Here is a 17,406-nt window from a genome sequence, read left to right as displayed (position 1 = left end):
GCGCAGCGTGCCTGACTTCCGTGACTCTGATACACTTCGGGAAGTATTGTTTGTGGAGCAGGTAAAACCGATGGCAGATGAATCACAGCAGGAAACCACCCATTTTGGCTTTCAGACGGTCGCCAAAAGCGAAAAAGCCGACAAAGTTGCGGATGTGTTTCACTCCGTAGCGGCAAAATATGACCTGATGAACGATTTGATGTCCTTTGGCGTCCATCGTGTCTGGAAGCGTTTTACCATTGACAGCAGCGGCGTACGTCGCGGTCAACGCGTGTTAGATCTGGCCGGCGGAACCGGCGATCTGACGGCTAAATTTTCTCGCCTGGTGGGCGAAACGGGTCAGGTAGTGCTGGCCGATATCAACAGTTCGATGCTGAAGATGGGCCGTGAAAAGCTGCGCAATCTCGGCGTGGTCGGCAACGTGAGCTACGTGCAGGCCAACGCAGAAGCTCTGCCGTTCCCGGATAACTACTTCGATTGCATCACCATCTCCTTCGGCTTACGCAACGTAACGGAAAAAGAGAAGGCGCTGGCCTCTATGTTCCGTGTGCTGAAGCCGGGCGGACGGTTACTGGTACTGGAGTTCTCCAAACCGGTGATTGATCCGCTGAGCAAAGCCTATGACGCTTACTCGTTCCATATTCTGCCGCGTATCGGGCAACTGGTGGCGCAGGACGCCGAGAGCTATCGCTATCTGGCCGAATCGATCCGCATGCATCCCGATCAGGAAACGCTGAAAGCGATGATGAACGACGTCGGTTTTGAAAATACCACTTACTCCAATATGACCGGCGGCATTGTGGCCTTACACCGTGGATTTAAGTTCTGAGTGAGATGGTGATGAACCTAACGCCCTTGATTACCGCGGGCCTGGAAACAGCGCTGAACCGCATGTTGTATCGCGATCGCGGCCTGAAGGCGGCACGGCAGCGTCTGACCGGTAAGGTCCTGACGCTGCGTCTGAGCGAGTTTTCCCATCCGCTGGTGCTGGTATTCAGTGAGCAGCAGCTGGATGTGGTGGCTGACTGGCAGGATACCAGCGACTGCACGGTGATTACTTCACTGAAAACCTTGCCGAAGTTGCGCGATCGCCAGCAGCTGACGCCGCTGATTCGCAGCGGTGAGTTGCAGGTAGAAGGTGATTTGCAGGTAGTGCAGCAGTTTTCCGCGCTGATGGATCTGGCCGAGCTGGATCCGGCGGAATACCTGGCGCCGTGGGTCGGCGATATTGCGGCACAGGGCATCAGTCAGGGCGCACAACGGGTCTTTCGCCGGATAAAAGGCGAAGTCGGGCGTCGGCAGGATTACCTCGGTCAGGCACTGACCGAAGAGTGGCGTGTCGCGCCAGGCTCGCTCGAATTAGCCTGGTTTTCCGAGGAGGTCGACGCGATGGAACGTTCGCTTGAGGCGCTTAATGCGCGTCTGGCGCAGCTGGAGGCAAAATGAGTTTTGGAGAGATCCGCCGCTTATATTTGATCATGAAGGTATTTTTGACTTACGGCCTTGATGAACTGATTCCCAACACGCGCCTTACCCTTCCGCTTCGCCTGTGGCGTCGCTGTATTTTCTGGTTACCCAATCTGCATCAGAATGAACCGACCGGCGCCCGCATGCGCATGGCGATGGAGCAGCTGGGGCCGGTATGGATTAAGTTTGGTCAGATGCTGTCGACCCGCCGTGACCTGTTCCCGCCGATGATCGCCGATCAGCTGGCCATTCTGCAGGACCGGGTTGCACCGTTTGATGGCGTTAAAGCGAAAGCGCAGATCGAAGCCTCAATGGGCGCACCGATCGAAACCTGGTTTGATGATTTTGACATTAAGCCGCTGGCATCAGCGTCGATTGCCCAGGTTCACACGGCAACGCTGAAGTCGACCGGCAAGAAAGTGGTGATCAAAGTCATTCGTCCGGATATTTTGCCGGTGATCAAAGCTGACATGAAGCTGATCTATCGCCTGGCGCGCTGGGTGCCGCGTTTACTGCCTGATGGCCGTCGTCTGCGTCCGGTTGAAGTGGTGCGCGACTACGAAAAAACCCTGCTTGATGAGCTGAACCTGTTACGCGAAGCCGCGAACGCCATTCAGTTACGCCGCAATTTTGAAGACAGCCGGATGCTTTATGTACCGGAAGTCTATTCCGACTACTGCAGCGAAACCATGATGGTGATGGAACGTATTTACGGCATTCCGATTTCGGACGTCGCCACGCTGGAGCGACACGGGGTCAACATGAAGCTGCTGGCAGAGCGTGGTGTGCAGGTGTTCTTCACCCAGGTATTCCGCGACAGTTTCTTCCATGCTGATATGCATCCCGGCAATATTTTTGTCAGCTATGAGCATCCGGAAGATCCGCAATACATCGGCATCGACTGCGGTATTGTCGGGTCGCTCAACAAAGAAGATAAGCGCTATCTGGCTGAAAACTTTATCGCCTTTTTTAACCGCGACTACCGCAAGGTGGCGGAGCTGCACGTTGACTCTGGCTGGGTGCCGCCCGATACCAACGTCGAAGATTTTGAATTTGCGATTCGCACCGTCTGTGAGCCGATTTTTGAAAAGCCGCTGGCTGAAATTTCCTTCGGTCACGTGCTGCTGAATCTGTTCAATACCGCGCGTCGGTTTAATATGGAAGTCCAGCCGCAGCTGGTGCTGCTGCAAAAGACTCTGCTGTATGTGGAAGGTATTGGTCGTCAGCTCTATCCGCAGCTTGACCTGTGGAAGACCGCCAAGCCGTTCCTCGAAGAGTGGATCAAGGATCAGGTCGGTCTGCCCGCCATCATTCGCGCGGTTAAAGAGAAAGCACCGTTCTGGGCCGAGAAGTTACCGGAACTGCCGGAACTGTTTTATGACAGCATGCGCCAGCATAAACTTTTGCGGCATAGCGTTGACAAATTAGTGGGCGATCTCAATGCGCAGCGTACCCGGCATCACCAGGCACGCTATCTGTTTGGCGTTGGCGCAACCCTGCTGCTCAGCGGCACGGCAGTGCTGCTTTCGCGACCGGACTGGGACCTGTTTCCGGCGGTATTAATGGCAGCGGGCATCGTCTCATGGTTAATCGGCTGGCGTAAGACAAACTGATTGTCACTTCAGCCAAAAACACGGTAATGTCGCTGGCTCAGGCCCGGGTTGATAAGGGCGCTCTGTGGTGCATTACCCCATCGTTTTTCACAGAATATTAGAGGCTATCTCATGGGCGGTATCAGTATTTGGCAATTGTTAATTATTGCCGTGATTGTTGTACTTCTGTTCGGTACCAATAAATTACGTAATCTGGGTTCGGATTTGGGTTCCTCGATTCGTGGCTTCAAAAAAGCCATGGGCGATGAGGACGACAAAAAGGATCAACCGAAAGAGCAGGACGCTGACTTCAGCGCCAAAACGCTGGCGGACAAACAGCAAACTTCGGCTACTAAAGAAGAAGTTAAGAACGACAAGCAGGTGTAAACCGTGTTCGACATTGGTTTTAGTGAACTGGTATTGGTGTTCGTTATCGGGCTGATTGTACTCGGCCCACAACGTTTACCGGTTGCGGTGAAAACCGTGGTCGGCTGGATCAGGGCGATTCGTTCGCTGGCAGCCAATGTGCAAAACGAACTGGCGCAGGAGCTGAAACTGCAGGAGTTGCAGGACAGCCTGAAAAAGGTGGAAGAAGCGGGCCGCGGGACACTGTCGCCGGAGCTGAAAGAGTCAATGGAAGAGCTGCGTAAGACTGCGGATTCAATGAAGCGCTCGGTCAGCCAGAGCATCGACATTGAAAAAGAGGAAGACGAAGCCAACACTATTCACTCGCCACAGCACCGATCGGCGCCGCCTCTGGCGGACCAGCCGGAAGTGCATCCGGCAGCGGCCGGTACTGCGTCGCCGTCAGGCACGCCTGCGGCGGCTGATCATCAGGCCAGCGCGCCAGTTCAGACACCGTCTGTGGAAACGGCATCAGCCGGGCAGCCAGCAGCGGCTGTAGCCAGCGCGCCCGCTCAGGCACCGTCTGTGGAAACGGCATCAGCCGGGCAGCCGGCAGCGACTGTAGCCAGCGCGCCAGTTCAGGCACCAGCCCGTGCTGACACGGCATCAGCCAGCAAACCTGACGCCGCCACTACGCGCACTTCCGCTTCCCCCTCTTCTGCAAGTGATGAACGATAATGGCCGTTGAAGATACCCAACCGCTCATCAGTCATCTGATTGAGCTGCGTAAGCGACTGCTGAACTGCATCATCGCCGTTTTAGTGATATTCCTGGCGCTGGTTTATTTTGCCAATGATATCTATCAACTGGTGGCGGCACCGCTCATCAGTCAGATGCCAATCGGCTCCAGCATGATCGCCACCGATGTGGCTTCGCCGTTTTTCACCCCGATTAAACTGACGATTATTGTGTCGGTATTTCTGGCGGTGCCGGTGATCCTCTATCAGGTCTGGGCGTTCATTGCGCCTGCGCTCTATCGCCATGAACGCAGACTGGTAATGCCGCTGCTGTTTTCCAGCACCTTTCTGTTCTATATCGGTGTGGCATTTGCCTACTTTGTCGTCTTCCCGCTGGCGTTTGGTTTCTTTACCAAAACCGCGCCGATTGGCGTCACCATGGCGACCGACATTACCAAATACCTCGATTTTGTCATGACGTTGTTTATGGCGTTTGGCGTGGCGTTTGAAGTGCCGGTAGCGATTGTACTGTTGTGCTGGACTGGTATCACCAGCCCGGACGATCTGAAAAAGAAACGTCCCTATATTCTGGTCGGGGCCTTCGTGGTCGGCATGTTACTGACGCCGCCGGACGTTTTTTCCCAAACTTTGCTCGCTATTCCGATGTACTGCCTGTTTGAAGTCGGCGTATTCTTTTCCCGATACTATGTGGGCAAAGGCCGCCGGGCACAGGATGAGGAACATAACACCGAATCCTGACGCGATCTTCAGGTCCCGCTCTGGCGGGCAGAGATCAATCCGAACCGCCCTCCGGGGCGGTTTTTGTTTAGTAAAACTGTGGGAAAAATTATGTTTGATATCGGTGTAAACCTGACCAGCACGCAATTCGCCTCCGACCGGCCAAAGGTGGTAAAACGCGCGCGTGAAGCGGGCGTCACCGGCATGCTGATTACCGGCACCAATGCGCTGGAGAGCCAGCAGGCGCAGAAACTGGCTGAGAATCAGCCGGGCTTTTGCTGGTCTACCGCGGGCGTGCATCCGCACCACGCCAGCGAATGGTCAACGGAGATCGCCAGCACGCTGCGTCGGCTGGCGGAGAAACCGGAAGTGGTGGCTATCGGCGAATGCGGGCTCGATTTTAACCGCAACCTGTCAGCCCATGAGCAGCAGGAGTATGCGTTTGAAGCACAGCTGGCGCTGGCAGCCGAACTGAATATGCCGGTGTTTCTGCACTGCCGCGAAGCCCATGCGCGCTTTGCAGCCATCGTGGCGCCCTGGCTGCCAAAACTGCCGGGTGCGGTAATTCACTGCTTTACCGGCACGCGCGATGAACTGGAAGCGTGCCTGGCGCTAGGATTATCGATAGGAATTACTGGCTGGGTGTGTGATGAACGTCGCGGGCTTGAACTGCGTGAAATGCTGCCGCTGATCCCGGCCGATAAGTTGCTGCTGGAAACCGACTCGCCCTATTTATTGCCGCGCGATATGCGACCGCGTCCGACTTCACGTCGTAACGAACCCTGCTTCTTACCGCATATTGTGCAACAGGTGGCGATATGGCGTGGCGAGAGCAGCGAGGCGCTGGCGGCCTGCGTTGATAACAATGCGCGGACGCTGTTCCGTCTGGTTTAGATCTTACGGAACTGTTTGTTATCCACGCTGCGCATCACCTGTTTATTCAGCAGGTTGAGCAACAGAATCGAACGGGTTTCGCCATCCGGCTCGGCAAAGATGGCGCGTAGCCCTTCAAACGTCCCTTCGGTGATGACAACTTCATCGCCGATTTGTGGCGTTTCAGGATCGAGCAGAATTTGCGGGACATCGGTTTCCAGCGCTTCAATCACCGCAGGCGGCACCGTAGCGGGCGTAGTGCCAAAGCGCACAAAGTGGCTGACGCCGCGCGTGCTGCTGATGGTGGTGGTATGAATCGCTTCCGGATCGAATTCGATGAACAGATAGTTAGGAAACAGCGGCTCACTCACCGTGGTGCGTTTACCGCGCACGATCTTTTCCAGAGCGATCATCGGGCTGAGGCAATTCACTTCTTGCCGCTCCAGATGCTCCTTCGCGCGCAATAGCTGACCACGTTTGCAATAGAGTAAATACCAGGATTCCATAACCGCTCCCATCGAATGGACGCTAAGAATAGCAAACCTGCTGCCAGAGTTATAGCGCATCGGGCAGGGGAAAAGCGCAGCGCGCAGAAAATAAACTGAGACTTTTCTTAAGATGCCGGATAGTGACAGAAAAGGCGATTGGAAATTGACGTTTCACCCTGCTCTGTATCAGACTCGGTGGCCATCATACCGGCGAAAAGGATCATCTGATGGAACTCTTTTTGTTAAGCAACGGCAAGCTGGCGGATGATGCGCCGTTACTGGGTTATGCTCAGCCGCAGTTACACGCCATGATTGCCAGACGTGCTATCCGTTCAGCGGTGCTGATTCCTTACGCCATTATCCGGGGCGATCATGCGCAGCGCGCCGCCGATCTCAGTGCGTCACTGGGCATTGCGGTGCGCACCGTTGACGCTTTTTCCTCACCGGCTGAGGCAATCGCCCAGGCGGAGCTGATTTTAGTCAGCGGCGGTAATACCTGGTTGCTGAACCAGATGCTGCATGAGCAGGGCTTAATCGTGGCGATACAGCGCGCGGTGCGTGAACGGCAGGTGCCGTATGTCGGCTGGAGTGCTGGTTGTAATGTGGCGACGCCGTCGATTCGCACCACCAATGATATGCCGGTGCGTAGTAGCGTGGTGCTGCCTGCGCTGGGGCTGTTCCCGGTGCAGATCAATCCTCACTACCTGGATGCCAGCGTCAGCGGTCATATGGGCGAAACACGTGACGAGCGGCTGGCTGAATTCTGTGCCGTCAATCCGTCCGAGTCGGTGATTGCGCTGCGTGAAGGCAGCTTTCTGCATCTGCATGACGATCGGCTACGCTATCACAGTGTGCGCAACGAAGACTTTAAGGTGTTCCGCCACGGCGAGCCGATTCAGGCTTATCACGATACCCGCGCGCTTCAGCCGCTGGTGCCTTTTCGCTGTGATTAAGGTTGCCGCATAAACCTCAACACAACCGCATAATCAGCCCTATAATGGCCGATTCACTCTGGCCGGAAAGCTAAAGCCGCATGAAATATCACGATTTACGCGACTTTCTCGCGCTGCTCGAACAGCGCGGTGAGTTAAAAAGAATTAAGCAATCGATTGATCCCGTCCTGGAAATGACCGAAATCGCCGACCGCACGCTGCGTGCCGGCGGGCCCGCGCTGCTGTTTGAAAACCCGAAAGGGTATGACATGCCAGTGCTGTGTAACCTGTTTGGCACGCCAAAGCGCGTCGCCATGGGGATGGGTCAGGAAGAGGTGAGTGCACTGCGGGAAGTAGGCAAACTGCTGGCATTTCTGAAAGAGCCGGAGCCACCAAAAGGCTTTCGCGATCTGTTCGATAAGATGCCGCAGTTTAAGCAGGTGCTCAACATGCCGACTAAACGCCTGCGCAATGCGCCCTGCCAGGAAGTGGTGTTCAGCGGTGATGAGGTCGATCTGTCGCGCATTCCGGTGATGAAATGCTGGCCGGGCGATGCCGCGCCGCTGATTACCTGGGGTCTGACCGTCACCCGCGGTCCGCATAAAGAGCGACAGAATCTCGGCATTTACCGCCAACAGGTGATCGGCAAAAACCGGCTGATTATGCGCTGGCTGTCGCACCGTGGCGGCGCGCTCGATTTTCAGGAGTGGAGCAAAGCGCATCCGGGCGAGCGTTTTCCGGTCTCGGTGGCGCTCGGTGCTGACCCTGCGACTATTCTCGGTGCGGTAACGCCGGTGCCGGATACGCTGTCAGAATATGCGTTTGCTGGTCTGCTGCGCGGCAATAAAACCGAAGTGGTGAAATGCCTGTCGAACGATCTGGAAGTGCCAGCCAGCGCGGAGATCGTGCTGGAGGGTTACATCGAGGCAGGCGACATGGCACCTGAAGGGCCTTACGGCGACCACACCGGCTACTACAATGAAGTAGATAGCTTCCCGGTTTTTACCGTGACGCACATTACCCAGCGGCATCAGGCAATTTATCACTCGACCTATACCGGCCGTCCGCCGGATGAGCCCGCCGTACTGGGTGTGGCGTTGAATGAAGTGCTGGTGCCGATTCTGATCAAGCAGTTCCCGGAAATTGTCGATTTCTATCTGCCGCCGGAAGGATGTTCCTACCGGCTGGCGGTGGTAACCATCAAAAAGCAGTATGCCGGGCATGCCAAACGGGTAATGTTTGGCGTCTGGTCATTTCTGCGGCAGTTCATGTACACCAAATTTGTTATTGTGTGTGACGATGATGTTAATGCGCGTGACTGGAATGATGTGATCTGGGCGATTACCACCCGCATGGATCCGGCGCGTGACACGGTATTAGTGGAAAATACGCCGATCGACTATCTCGATTTCGCCTCACCGGTTTCCGGGCTGGGGTCGAAGATGGGGATGGATGCGACCAACAAATGGCCGGGCGAAACGCAGCGCGAATGGGGCACACCTATCGTGAAAGATCCTGCGATTACCGCGCGCATTGATGCTATCTGGGATGAGTTAGGTATTTTTGATCAGCCGCCACAGCGTTGATGGCGAGCACAACCATAAAGACGACCCGACAGAGGGAACGCATGACAACGTTAAGCTGTAAAGTAACTTCAGTTGAAGCGATTACCGACACGGTGTATCGCGTTCGCCTGATTCCGGAAGCGGATTTCAGTTTTCGCGCGGGACAGTATCTGATGGTGGTGATGGATGAGCGTGATAAGCGCCCGTTTTCACTGGCCTCAACGCCAATGGAAAAGGATATCATTGAGCTGCACATCGGTGCGTCCGATCTCAACCTGTACGCCATGGCGGTGATGGATCGTATTCGTGACGATCGCCAGATCACCGTCGACATGCCGCACGGTGATGCCTGGCTGCGCGAAGAGAGCAGCAAACCGTTGATCCTGATCGCTGGCGGTACCGGCTTCTCCTATGCCCGTTCCATTCTGCTGACCGCGTTAGCGCAGCAGCCGGATCGTGATATCGCCATTTACTGGGGCGGACGTGAGCTGAAGCATCTGTACGATCTGGATGAGCTGGATGCGCTGGCGGTGAAACACCCCAACCTGAAGGTGATCCCGGTGGTCGAGCAGCCGGAAGCGGGCTGGCAGGGACGTTCGGGTACGGTATTAACCGCGGTAATGCAGGATTTCAGCACGCTGAGCGAGCATGAGATCTATATTGCTGGCCGTTTCGAGATGGCCAAGATCGCACGCGATCGCTTCTGCGCCGAACGCGGTGCGCTGGAATCGCAGATGTATGGTGATGCTTTCGCCTTCATCTGATCGACGACAAGCCAAAAGAAAAAACCCGCCCATCACGGGCGGGTAAATCGGACAAAGAAGTGACCCAACGTATTACAGACGCTCGAATACGGTGGCGATGCCCTGACCTAAACCGATGCACATGGTCGCCAGACCAAACTGCGCATCGCGTCGCGCCATGATGTTAAGCAATGTGGTACTGATACGTGCCCCGGAACAGCCCAGCGGGTGACCCAGCGCAATCGCACCACCATTCAGATTGACCTTTTCATCCAGCCGATCCAGCAAACCCAAATCCTTTATGCATGGCAGGGTTTGTGCTGCAAACGCCTCATTGAGTTCAAACACGTCAATATCATTGACGCTCAGACCGGCACGTTTCAGCGCCAGCCTGCTGGCCGGCACCGGGCCGTAGCCCATGATTGACGGATCGCAGCCGACCACCGCCATACTTCTGATGCGGGCACGCGGGGTCAGCCCCAGTTCACGGGCGCGGGATTCGCTCATCACCAGCATCGCGGCCGCGCCATCAGACAGCGCTGACGAGGTGCCCGCCGTTACCGTGCCATTGACCGGATCAAACGCCGGCCGCAGTGCCGCCAGACCTTCGGCGCTGGTCTCTTCACGGATGACCTCATCGTAATCGTAGCGTTTGAGAATGCCGTCGCTGTCGTGACCGGCAGTGGCGACGATCTCCGCTTTGAAATCACCGCGCTGAGTTGCCTGCCAGGCGCGCTGGTGCGAACGCAGGGCAAACGCATCCTGCTGCTCGCGGCTGATATGATGCATACGTGCCAGCATTTCAGCGGTCAGGCCCATTATCCCCGCCGCTTTGGCCACGGTGCGGCCGAGGCCCGGATGAAAGTCGACGCCGTGATTCATCGGCACGTGTCCCATATGTTCCACTCCGCCAATCAGGCAGCTGTGCGCATCGCCGACCATAATGGCACGGGCGGCATCATGCAGTGCCTGCATCGATGAGCCGCACAGGCGGTTGACGGTAGTTGCCGGTACCGAGTGCGGTATTTCAGCCAGCAGGGCGGCGTTACGCGCAATGTTAAACCCCTGTTCCAGCGTCTGCTGCACGCAGCCCCAGACAATGTCATCCAGCGTGGCAGGATTGACCGCCGGGTTGCGGCTCAGCAGCTCACGCATCAGGTGGGCGGAAAGATCCTCGGCACGTACATGACGAAAAGCACCGCCTTTTGAACGACCCATCGGCGTACGTACCGCATCGATAATCACCACATTTTCCATATTTTTGCCCTCAGGCGCTTTTCAGCGCGGCTTCGTCAATTGGTTTGGCGGCGGGATACCAGCTTTGATGCTGATGCGCTTTTTGCACCAGCAGTTCAGGCAATTCATACAGGCCACCGAGTGCGCTGTAGCGCCGGGCCTGATCGACCACATTGCTGTTGCCCAGGGTATCGAGGTAGCGGAAGGCGCCGCCGCGGAAAGGCGGGAAGCCGAGACCGTATACCAGCGCCATATCTGCTTCGGCCGGCGAGGCGATGATTTTCTCCTCCAAGCAGCGCACCACTTCATTCAGCATTGGCAGCATCATGCGATTAAGGATCTCTTCGTCGCTGAAGACACGCTTAGGCTGGCAAACCTGTTGCAACAGCGTATCGACCTCGCTGTCTGCCACTTTTTTCTGTTTGCCCTTTTTGTCGGTTTCCCAGCGCCAGAAGCCTTTGCCATTTTTCTGACCAAAACGACCGGCCTCAAACAGCAGATCGATCGCATCGCGATAATCGTGTTTCATGCGTTGTGGAAAACCTTCCGCCATTACGCTTTGCGCATGATGCGCGGTATCGATGCCGACTACATCCAGCAACCACGATGGTCCCATTGGCCAGCCAAACTGTTTTTCCATTACTTTATCAATCTGACGGAAGTCAGCACCGTCGCGCAGCAGCAGGCTGAAGGCGGCGAAGTAGGGGAACAGCACCCGGTTGACGAAGAAGCCGGGGCAATCATTGACCACAATCGGGGTTTTACCCATTTTGCTGGCCCAGGCCACTACTTTGCTCAGGGTCGCTTCACTGGTTTTCTCGCCACGCACCACTTCTACCAGCGGCATACGCGGCACCGGATTGAAGAAGTGCATGCCGCAGAAATTTTCCGGACGTTGCAGCGCCTGTGCCAGCTGACTGATGGGAATGGTGGAGGTATTGGAGGCCAGGATGGCGTCGTCCCGCAGGTGCTGCTCGGTTTCGGCCAGCACTTTAGCTTTAATCAGGGGATTCTCGACCACCGCTTCGACCACCACGTCGGCGTGTTCAAAACCGGCGTAATCCAGCGTTGGCTGAATGGTCGCAATCACGCTGGCCAGCTTATTGCCGTCAATTTTGCCGCGCTCCAGCAGCTTATTAAGCAACTTGCTGGCTTCGTTCATCCCGAGCGTCAGGGCCTGTGGATTGATGTCTTTCATTTTGACCGGCACGCCTTTCCAGGCTGACTGGTAGCTGATGCCGCCACCCATAATACCGGCACCCAGTACGGCCGCCTGCGTTGGCGCGCCGCTTTCGCTGCCGCGTTTTTTAGCCAGCCCTTTAACGTATTGATCGTTGAGGAAGATGCCGACCAGCGCCCGCGCTTCGTCAGACTGCGCCAGCGGAACAAAAGCGGCATTTTCCAGTTTCAGCGCATCTTCACGGCCAAGACCGGCAGCCGCTTCAATGGTTTTCACCGCCATCAGTGGCGCTGGGTAATGTTTGCCTGCGGTCTGCATCACCATACTTTTGGCAAGGGTGAAGCTCATCGCCGCTTCAATCGGGCTCAGTTTCAGCGGTGCCAGTTTCGGTGCCCGGCGCGCACGCCAGCTACCATCGAGCGCCACAGCTTTAAGCATGGTGATGCCCGCCTCGCGCAGTTTATCGCGTTCCACCACCGCATCGACCAGACCGAGTTTAAGTGCCGCGTTTCCGTCGACGTCTTTACCAGCGGCAATGATCTCCATTGCGCTATCGGCTCCTAACAGACGCGGCAGACGGACGCTGCCGCCGAAGCCTGGCATGATCCCGAGTTTCGTTTCCGGCAGGCCAATGCGGGCATCGGCAGTGGCAACGCGCAGGTCGGTTGCCAGTACGCATTCACATCCACCACCCAGCGCATAGCCATCGATGGCGGCCAGCGTCGGTACCGGTAAATCTTCCAGCCGGTTAAAAATGCTGTTGGCGTAGCTCAGCCACTGACTCAGTTTTTCGGTCGGTGCATCAAACAGTGAGAGGAATTCGGTGATGTCAGCACCGACAATGAAGGCCGGTTTAGCCGAGCTGAGCAGCACGCCGCGCAGGTCAGACTGCTGCTCCAGCACTGCAATGGCTTCGCCCAGGCTGGCGACGGTTTGCGTATCAAGCTTATTGACCGAGCCAGGGGCATCAAAAACCAGCTCGGCGATGCCATCGTCCAGCCAGTGAAGAGAAAGGTTAGCGCCTTGGTAGAGCATGTGCGTCTCCTGAAACCGCGGAAAAGTGATCTGGTCATACCAGATGATCGAGAGTGTGGGAGTGATGTTAATTTTTTGCAAACGGGTCTTTGCTTATTTGCTAACAAGATCACAGCCGCTCTCAACACGGCATCCGCTTAAGGGGTATGCTAAACTGCGGCCATTTCGCGACACTGGAGAGACGTCAATGGATTCCCTGAAGACCTTGTATCACGCGCATATCGCCACGTTGCAGCAACGGGCGCAGCAGGTGCTGGCACACAATAAACTGGATGCGATGCTGATCCATTCCGGTGAGTTGTTGACGGTGTTTCTGGATGACCACACCTATCCGTTCAAGGTGAATCCACAGTTTAAAGCCTGGGTGCCGGTAACGCAGGTGCCGAACTGCTGGCTGTGGGTTGATGGGGTCAGTAAACCAAAGTTGTGGTTTTACTCTCCGGTTGACTACTGGCATAACGTTGAGCCGCTGCCGGACAGCTTCTGGACCGCTGAGATTGAGGTCATCGGCCTGAAAAATGCGGATGAGATTGCGCAGCTGTTGCCGGCTCAACGTGAGAATGTCGCCTATATTGGCCCGGTAAATGCGCGGGCAGCGCAGCTCGGTATCAGTTCTGGCAATATCAATCCCAAAGCGGTGATCGATTTCCTGCATTACCATCGCAGCATCAAAACCGAGTATGAGCTGGCCTGTATGCGCCAGGCGCAGAAGCTGGCCGTGGCCGGACATCGCGCCGCCAAAGAGGCTTTTTCTGCCGGGTTAAGTGAGTTCGACATCAATCAGGCTTATCTGACAGCCACCGGTCATCGCGATACCGACGTACCTTACGGCAACATCATTGCGCTGAATGAACACGCGGCGGTGCTGCATTACACCCGTCTGGATCATCAGCCACCGGCAAAGCGCCACAGCTTTTTAATTGACGCGGGTGCCGAATATCTTGGCTATGCCGCTGATTTAACCCGCAGCTACGCGGCGCAGAGCAGCTCGCTGTATGCCCGGATGGTCGAGGCGATGAATGCAGAAGAGCTGGCGCTGATCGCGACCCTGAAGCCAGGCGTGCGTTACACCGATTATCATCTGCAGATGCATCAGCGTATCGCCAGATTGCTGCTGAAGTTCGAGCTGGTGCAGGGCATCAGTGAAGAGGCGCTGGTGGCGGAAGATCTGACCGGTCCGTTCATGCCGCATGGATTAGGGCATCCGCTCGGCCTGCAGGTACATGACGTCGCCGGGTTTATGCAGGATGAGCAGGGCACCCATCTTGCGGCGCCAGCGCAGTATCCTTATCTGCGCTGCACTCGCGTGCTGCAACCCGGCATGGTATTAACCATCGAGCCTGGCTTCTATATTATTGACTCGCTGCTGACGCCACTGCGTGAAGGCCGGTTCAGCCAGCATTTTAACTGGCAGGCCATTGATGCGCTCAGGCCTTACGGCGGTATTCGCATTGAGGATAACGTGGTGATCCATGCGCATCGCGTTGAAAATATGACCCGCGATCTGCACCTGGCCTGATGGACGCCTTTGATATTCCCGCGGTGGCGTTAAGCGTCAGCGAGGAGACCATCAAAAAGAGCCGCTTTATCACGCTGTTGGCTCACACCGACGGCACGGAAGCGGCACGGGCGTTTGTTCAACAGGTCAGGCATGAACATCCTGCTGCGCGTCACCACTGCTGGGCCTGGGTGGCTGGCGCGCCAGATGATTCACAACAGCTGGGTTTCTCTGACGATGGTGAGCCGTCCGGCACCGCCGGTAAACCGATGCTGGCGCAGCTGATGGGCGCCGGTATCGGTGAAATCACCGCGGTTGTGGTGCGCTATTACGGTGGCATCATGCTGGGCACGGGCGGCTTAGTGAAAGCGTATGGCGGCGGGGTGCAGCAGGGGCTTAAGCAACTGGCGCGCCAGCGTAAAGTGCCGATGAAACTGTTCACTTTGCAATGCGACTACGCGCAGCTCAGCGATATCGAACGGCTGGTGCAGCGCTTTGAAGGCAAGGTCACCGACAGCCAGTATCAGGACCGCATTGCACTGACGCTGGCCGTGCCTTATGGACAAATCGACGGATTCCAGCAAAATCTGTCAGACTTTAGTCGGGGCGCGTTAGCGCTTATCCCGCTCATACCTTGATGTTCTTCTCTTTTATTTAAAGGAACGGCTGAATGCACTTTCGCGCCATTACCCGCATAGTCGGTCTGCTGGTGATCCTCTTTTCAGTGACGATGATTTTGCCCGGCCTGGTCGCATTAATTTATCGCGACGGTGCCGGTCGGGCCTTTAGCCAGACGTTTATGATGGCGCTGGTGATCGGCTCGCTGCTGTGGTGGCCAAACCGCAAACAGAAGACAGAGCTCAAGCCACGCGAAGGGTTTTTGATTGTGGTGCTGTTCTGGACGGTGCTGGGCAGCGTGGGGGCAATGCCGTTTATCTTTGCCGAACAGCCGCACCTGTCGGTTACCGACGCGTTCTTCGAATCGTTCTCTGGCCTGACGACCACCGGTGCCACTACCCTGGTCGGACTGGATTCACTGCCAAAGGCGATTCTATTCTATCGGCAAATGCTGCAATGGCTCGGCGGTATGGGGATCATCGTCTTAGCGGTGGCGATATTACCGATACTGGGCGTGGGGGGGATGCAGCTCTATCGCGCTGAGATGCCTGGCCCGCTGAAAGATAACAAAATGCGGCCGCGCATTGCTGAAACAGCCAAGACTCTGTGGTTGATCTATGTGCTGCTGACGGTGGCCTGTGCGCTGGCCTTGTGGCTGGCGGGGATGCCGGCCTTTGATGCGATTGGCCACAGCTTCTCGACCATCGCCATCGGCGGATTTTCCACCCATGATGCCAGTATCGGCTATTTTAATAGCGGCACCATCAATACCATCGTGGCGGTGTTTCTGCTGATCTCCGGCTGTAACTACGGTCTGCACTTTGCCATGCTGAGTGGCCGTAATCTGCGCGTCTACTGGCGTGACCCGGAGTTACGGATGTTTATCGGCGTCCAGCTGACGCTGGTGTTGATCTGCACGCTGGTGCTCTGGTTCCACAATGTCTACGCCGGTGGCTGGCAGACCCTGAACCAGGCGTTCTTCCAGGTCGTCTCCATGGCGACTACTGCCGGTTTTACTACCGACAGCATCGCGCGCTGGCCGCTGTTCCTGCCGGTTCTGCTGCTGTGCTCCGCCTTTATTGGTGGCTGCGCCGGTTCAACCGGCGGTGGCCTGAAGGTGATCCGCATCCTGCTGTTGTGCAAGCAGGGTAACCGGGAGCTTAAACGGCTGGTCCACCCGAATGCGGTTTACACTATCAAGCTGGGCAACCGGGCGCTGCCGGAGCGTATCCTCGAAGCGGTCTGGGGATTCTTCTCGGCCTATGCGCTGGTGTTCCTGATCAGCATGCTGGCAATCATCGCCACCGGGGTAGATGACTTCTCGGCCTTTGCTGCCGTCGCCGCCACGCTGAACAACCTCGGACCCGGTCTGGGGGTGGTCGCGGATAACTTCACCTCAATGAATGATGTGGCGAAGTGGATATTGATCTCCACCATGCTATTCGGGCGTCTCGAGGTCTTTACCTTGCTGGTGCTGTTCACGCCGACGTTCTGGCGTGAGTAATTAATAAGGATGCTGAAATGAAAGCGCTGATTCTCTACTCGACCCGTGACGGACAAACGCAAAAAATCGCCTCTTATATAGCTGAGCAGATCGGTCAGCAGCAAAACTGTGATGTGATGAATATCCAGCATGCCACTTCGCCTGACTGGGCACAGTATGATCGGGTGCTGATTGGCGCCTCGATTCGTTACGGCCATTTCCAGCCGGTGGTCGATGCATTTGTTAAGCAGCATTTGCACCAATTGCAGCAGCGTACCAGTGGTTTCTTCTCGGTGAACCTGACGGCGCGTAAACCCGAGAAGCGCTCCCCGGAAACCAATGCCTATACCCAGAAGTTCTTATCACAGTCGCCGTGGCGGCCAGATTGCTGTGCGGTGTTTGCTGGTGCGCTCTATTACCCGCGTTATCGCTGGTTTGATCGCATCATGATTCAGCTGATTATGCGAATGACCGGTGGCGAGACCGATTCTACTAAAGAAGTGGAGTACACCGATTGGCAACAGGTCAGCCGTTTTGCCAATGATTTTGCACAGTTACCAGGCAAATCGTAGCGAAATAACGCGATTTGATGAAAATTACTTCGAACGGTAATCTTTTTGCAATAAACGCTTGTCAGCCCGCGCGAACTCCCTATAATGCGCCTCCATCGACACGGAACAACGGCTTACCGGCCGCCGGGTTGAGAGGCACAGGAGACTGCGCCGCCGGAGAAAAACTTCTGAAAAGAGGTTGACTCTGAGGGAGGAAAGCGTAATATACGCCACCTCGCGACAGACGGTTAACCCGCTGCTCGCACTGCTCTTTAACAATTTATCAGACAATCTGTGTGGGCACTCGCAGGATTGATATCAGCGT

Annotated in this window: 17 protein-coding genes; 14 read left to right on the top strand and 3 right to left on the bottom strand. The window is 56.1% G+C overall.

All coding sequences use genetic code 11. The annotated features are described in order from the left end of the window. Positions 1–70 precede the first annotated feature (70 nt). From ubiE to tatD, 7 genes are all read left to right on the top strand, one after another. Positions 71–829 (top strand): bifunctional demethylmenaquinone methyltransferase/2-methoxy-6-polyprenyl-1,4-benzoquinol methylase UbiE, encoded by a 759-nt coding sequence (gene ubiE, locus AABB92_RS18550; RefSeq protein ID WP_031375019.1) that lies wholly within the window; start codon positions 71–73, stop codon positions 827–829. An 11-nt stretch (positions 830–840) separates the two neighbouring features. Further along, positions 841–1,446 carry a ubiquinone biosynthesis protein UbiJ gene (gene ubiJ, locus AABB92_RS18545; protein WP_031375018.1) on the top strand — a complete coding sequence of 202 codons (606 nt, stop codon included), beginning with the start codon at positions 841–843 and terminating at the stop codon, positions 1,444–1,446. Then, positions 1,443–3,080 (top strand): ubiquinone biosynthesis regulatory protein kinase UbiB, encoded by a 1,638-nt coding sequence (gene ubiB / locus AABB92_RS18540; RefSeq protein WP_031375017.1) that lies wholly within the window; start codon positions 1,443–1,445, stop codon positions 3,078–3,080. Before ubiJ ends, ubiB begins: the two co-directional genes overlap by 4 nt. Positions 3,081–3,191: 111 nt before the next feature. Further along, positions 3,192–3,446, top strand: a complete 255-nt coding sequence (gene tatA / locus AABB92_RS18535) for a twin-arginine translocase TatA/TatE family subunit (RefSeq protein WP_031375016.1) — start codon at positions 3,192–3,194, stop codon at positions 3,444–3,446. Between the two features lie 3 nt (positions 3,447–3,449). After that, a complete protein-coding gene (tatB, locus tag AABB92_RS18530) occupies positions 3,450–4,142 on the top strand; it encodes a Sec-independent protein translocase protein TatB (protein WP_046289562.1) in 693 nt (230 codons plus the stop codon). Continuing rightward, positions 4,142–4,900, top strand: a complete 759-nt coding sequence (tatC, locus tag AABB92_RS18525) for a Sec-independent protein translocase subunit TatC (protein ID WP_031375015.1) — start codon at positions 4,142–4,144, stop codon at positions 4,898–4,900. Before tatB ends, tatC begins: the two co-directional genes overlap by 1 nt. A gap of 90 nt (positions 4,901–4,990) precedes the next feature. After that, positions 4,991–5,773 carry a 3'-5' ssDNA/RNA exonuclease TatD gene (tatD, locus tag AABB92_RS18520; RefSeq protein ID WP_031375014.1) on the top strand — a complete coding sequence of 261 codons (783 nt, stop codon included), beginning with the start codon at positions 4,991–4,993 and terminating at the stop codon, positions 5,771–5,773. On the opposite strand, the gene rfaH is transcribed toward tatD, so the two are convergent. Next, the gene (rfaH, locus tag AABB92_RS18515) at positions 5,770–6,258 is read right to left on the bottom strand and encodes a transcription/translation regulatory transformer protein RfaH (protein WP_031375013.1); all 489 of its coding nucleotides are present in this window, start codon (positions 6,256–6,258) and stop codon (positions 5,770–5,772) included. The genes tatD and rfaH overlap by 4 nt on opposite strands. 209 nt (positions 6,259–6,467) lie before the next feature. Here rfaH and pepE point away from each other — a divergent pair, with 209 nt between their 5' ends. From pepE to fre, 3 genes are all read left to right on the top strand, one after another. Next, positions 6,468–7,193 carry a dipeptidase PepE gene (gene pepE, locus AABB92_RS18510; RefSeq protein WP_031375012.1) on the top strand — a complete coding sequence of 242 codons (726 nt, stop codon included), beginning with the start codon at positions 6,468–6,470 and terminating at the stop codon, positions 7,191–7,193. 80 nt (positions 7,194–7,273) lie between these two features. Beyond that, positions 7,274–8,758 carry a 4-hydroxy-3-polyprenylbenzoate decarboxylase gene (ubiD, locus tag AABB92_RS18505; RefSeq protein WP_046289563.1) on the top strand — a complete coding sequence of 495 codons (1,485 nt, stop codon included), beginning with the start codon at positions 7,274–7,276 and terminating at the stop codon, positions 8,756–8,758. A 41-nt stretch (positions 8,759–8,799) separates the two neighbouring features. After that, positions 8,800–9,501, top strand: a complete 702-nt coding sequence (gene fre / locus AABB92_RS18500) for an NAD(P)H-flavin reductase (RefSeq protein ID WP_031375011.1) — start codon at positions 8,800–8,802, stop codon at positions 9,499–9,501. 72 nt (positions 9,502–9,573) lie between these two features. Here fre and fadA read toward each other — a convergent pair whose 3' ends face one another. Together fadA and fadB are read right to left on the bottom strand one after the other, a co-directional pair. Beyond that, complete coding sequence (gene fadA, locus AABB92_RS18495; protein ID WP_031375010.1) at positions 9,574–10,737, bottom strand: acetyl-CoA C-acyltransferase FadA; 1,164 nt, start codon at positions 10,735–10,737, stop codon at positions 9,574–9,576. A gap of 10 nt (positions 10,738–10,747) precedes the next feature. Beyond that, entirely contained in the window at positions 10,748–12,931 is a 2,184-nt protein-coding gene (gene fadB / locus AABB92_RS18490) for a fatty acid oxidation complex subunit alpha FadB (protein WP_031375009.1), read from the bottom strand. 187 nt (positions 12,932–13,118) lie between these two features. Between fadB and pepQ the strand changes: the two genes are divergently transcribed. From pepQ to hemG, 4 genes are read left to right on the top strand one after another with little or no spacing between them, the layout of a single operon-like run. Next, complete coding sequence (gene pepQ, locus AABB92_RS18485) at positions 13,119–14,450, top strand: Xaa-Pro dipeptidase (RefSeq protein ID WP_031375008.1); 1,332 nt, start codon at positions 13,119–13,121, stop codon at positions 14,448–14,450. Further along, positions 14,450–15,067, top strand: a complete 618-nt coding sequence (locus AABB92_RS18480) for an IMPACT family protein (RefSeq protein ID WP_031375007.1) — start codon at positions 14,450–14,452, stop codon at positions 15,065–15,067. The genes pepQ and AABB92_RS18480 overlap by 1 nt, the downstream gene beginning before the upstream one ends. 32 nt (positions 15,068–15,099) lie before the next feature. Then, complete coding sequence (gene trkH / locus AABB92_RS18475; RefSeq protein ID WP_031375006.1) at positions 15,100–16,551, top strand: Trk system potassium transporter TrkH; 1,452 nt, start codon at positions 15,100–15,102, stop codon at positions 16,549–16,551. A 17-nt stretch (positions 16,552–16,568) separates the two neighbouring features. After that, positions 16,569–17,102 carry a menaquinone-dependent protoporphyrinogen IX dehydrogenase gene (gene hemG, locus AABB92_RS18470; protein WP_031375005.1) on the top strand — a complete coding sequence of 178 codons (534 nt, stop codon included), beginning with the start codon at positions 16,569–16,571 and terminating at the stop codon, positions 17,100–17,102. The last annotated feature ends 304 nt before the right edge of the window (positions 17,103–17,406 follow it).

It is taken from the genome of Pantoea brenneri, from assembly GCF_038594305.1.
GTDB classification, from domain to species: Bacteria; Pseudomonadota; Gammaproteobacteria; order Enterobacterales; family Enterobacteriaceae; genus Pantoea; species Pantoea brenneri.
Note: the sequence above shows the minus strand (reverse complement) of the source record. Positions and strands in the feature narration are given on the sequence as shown.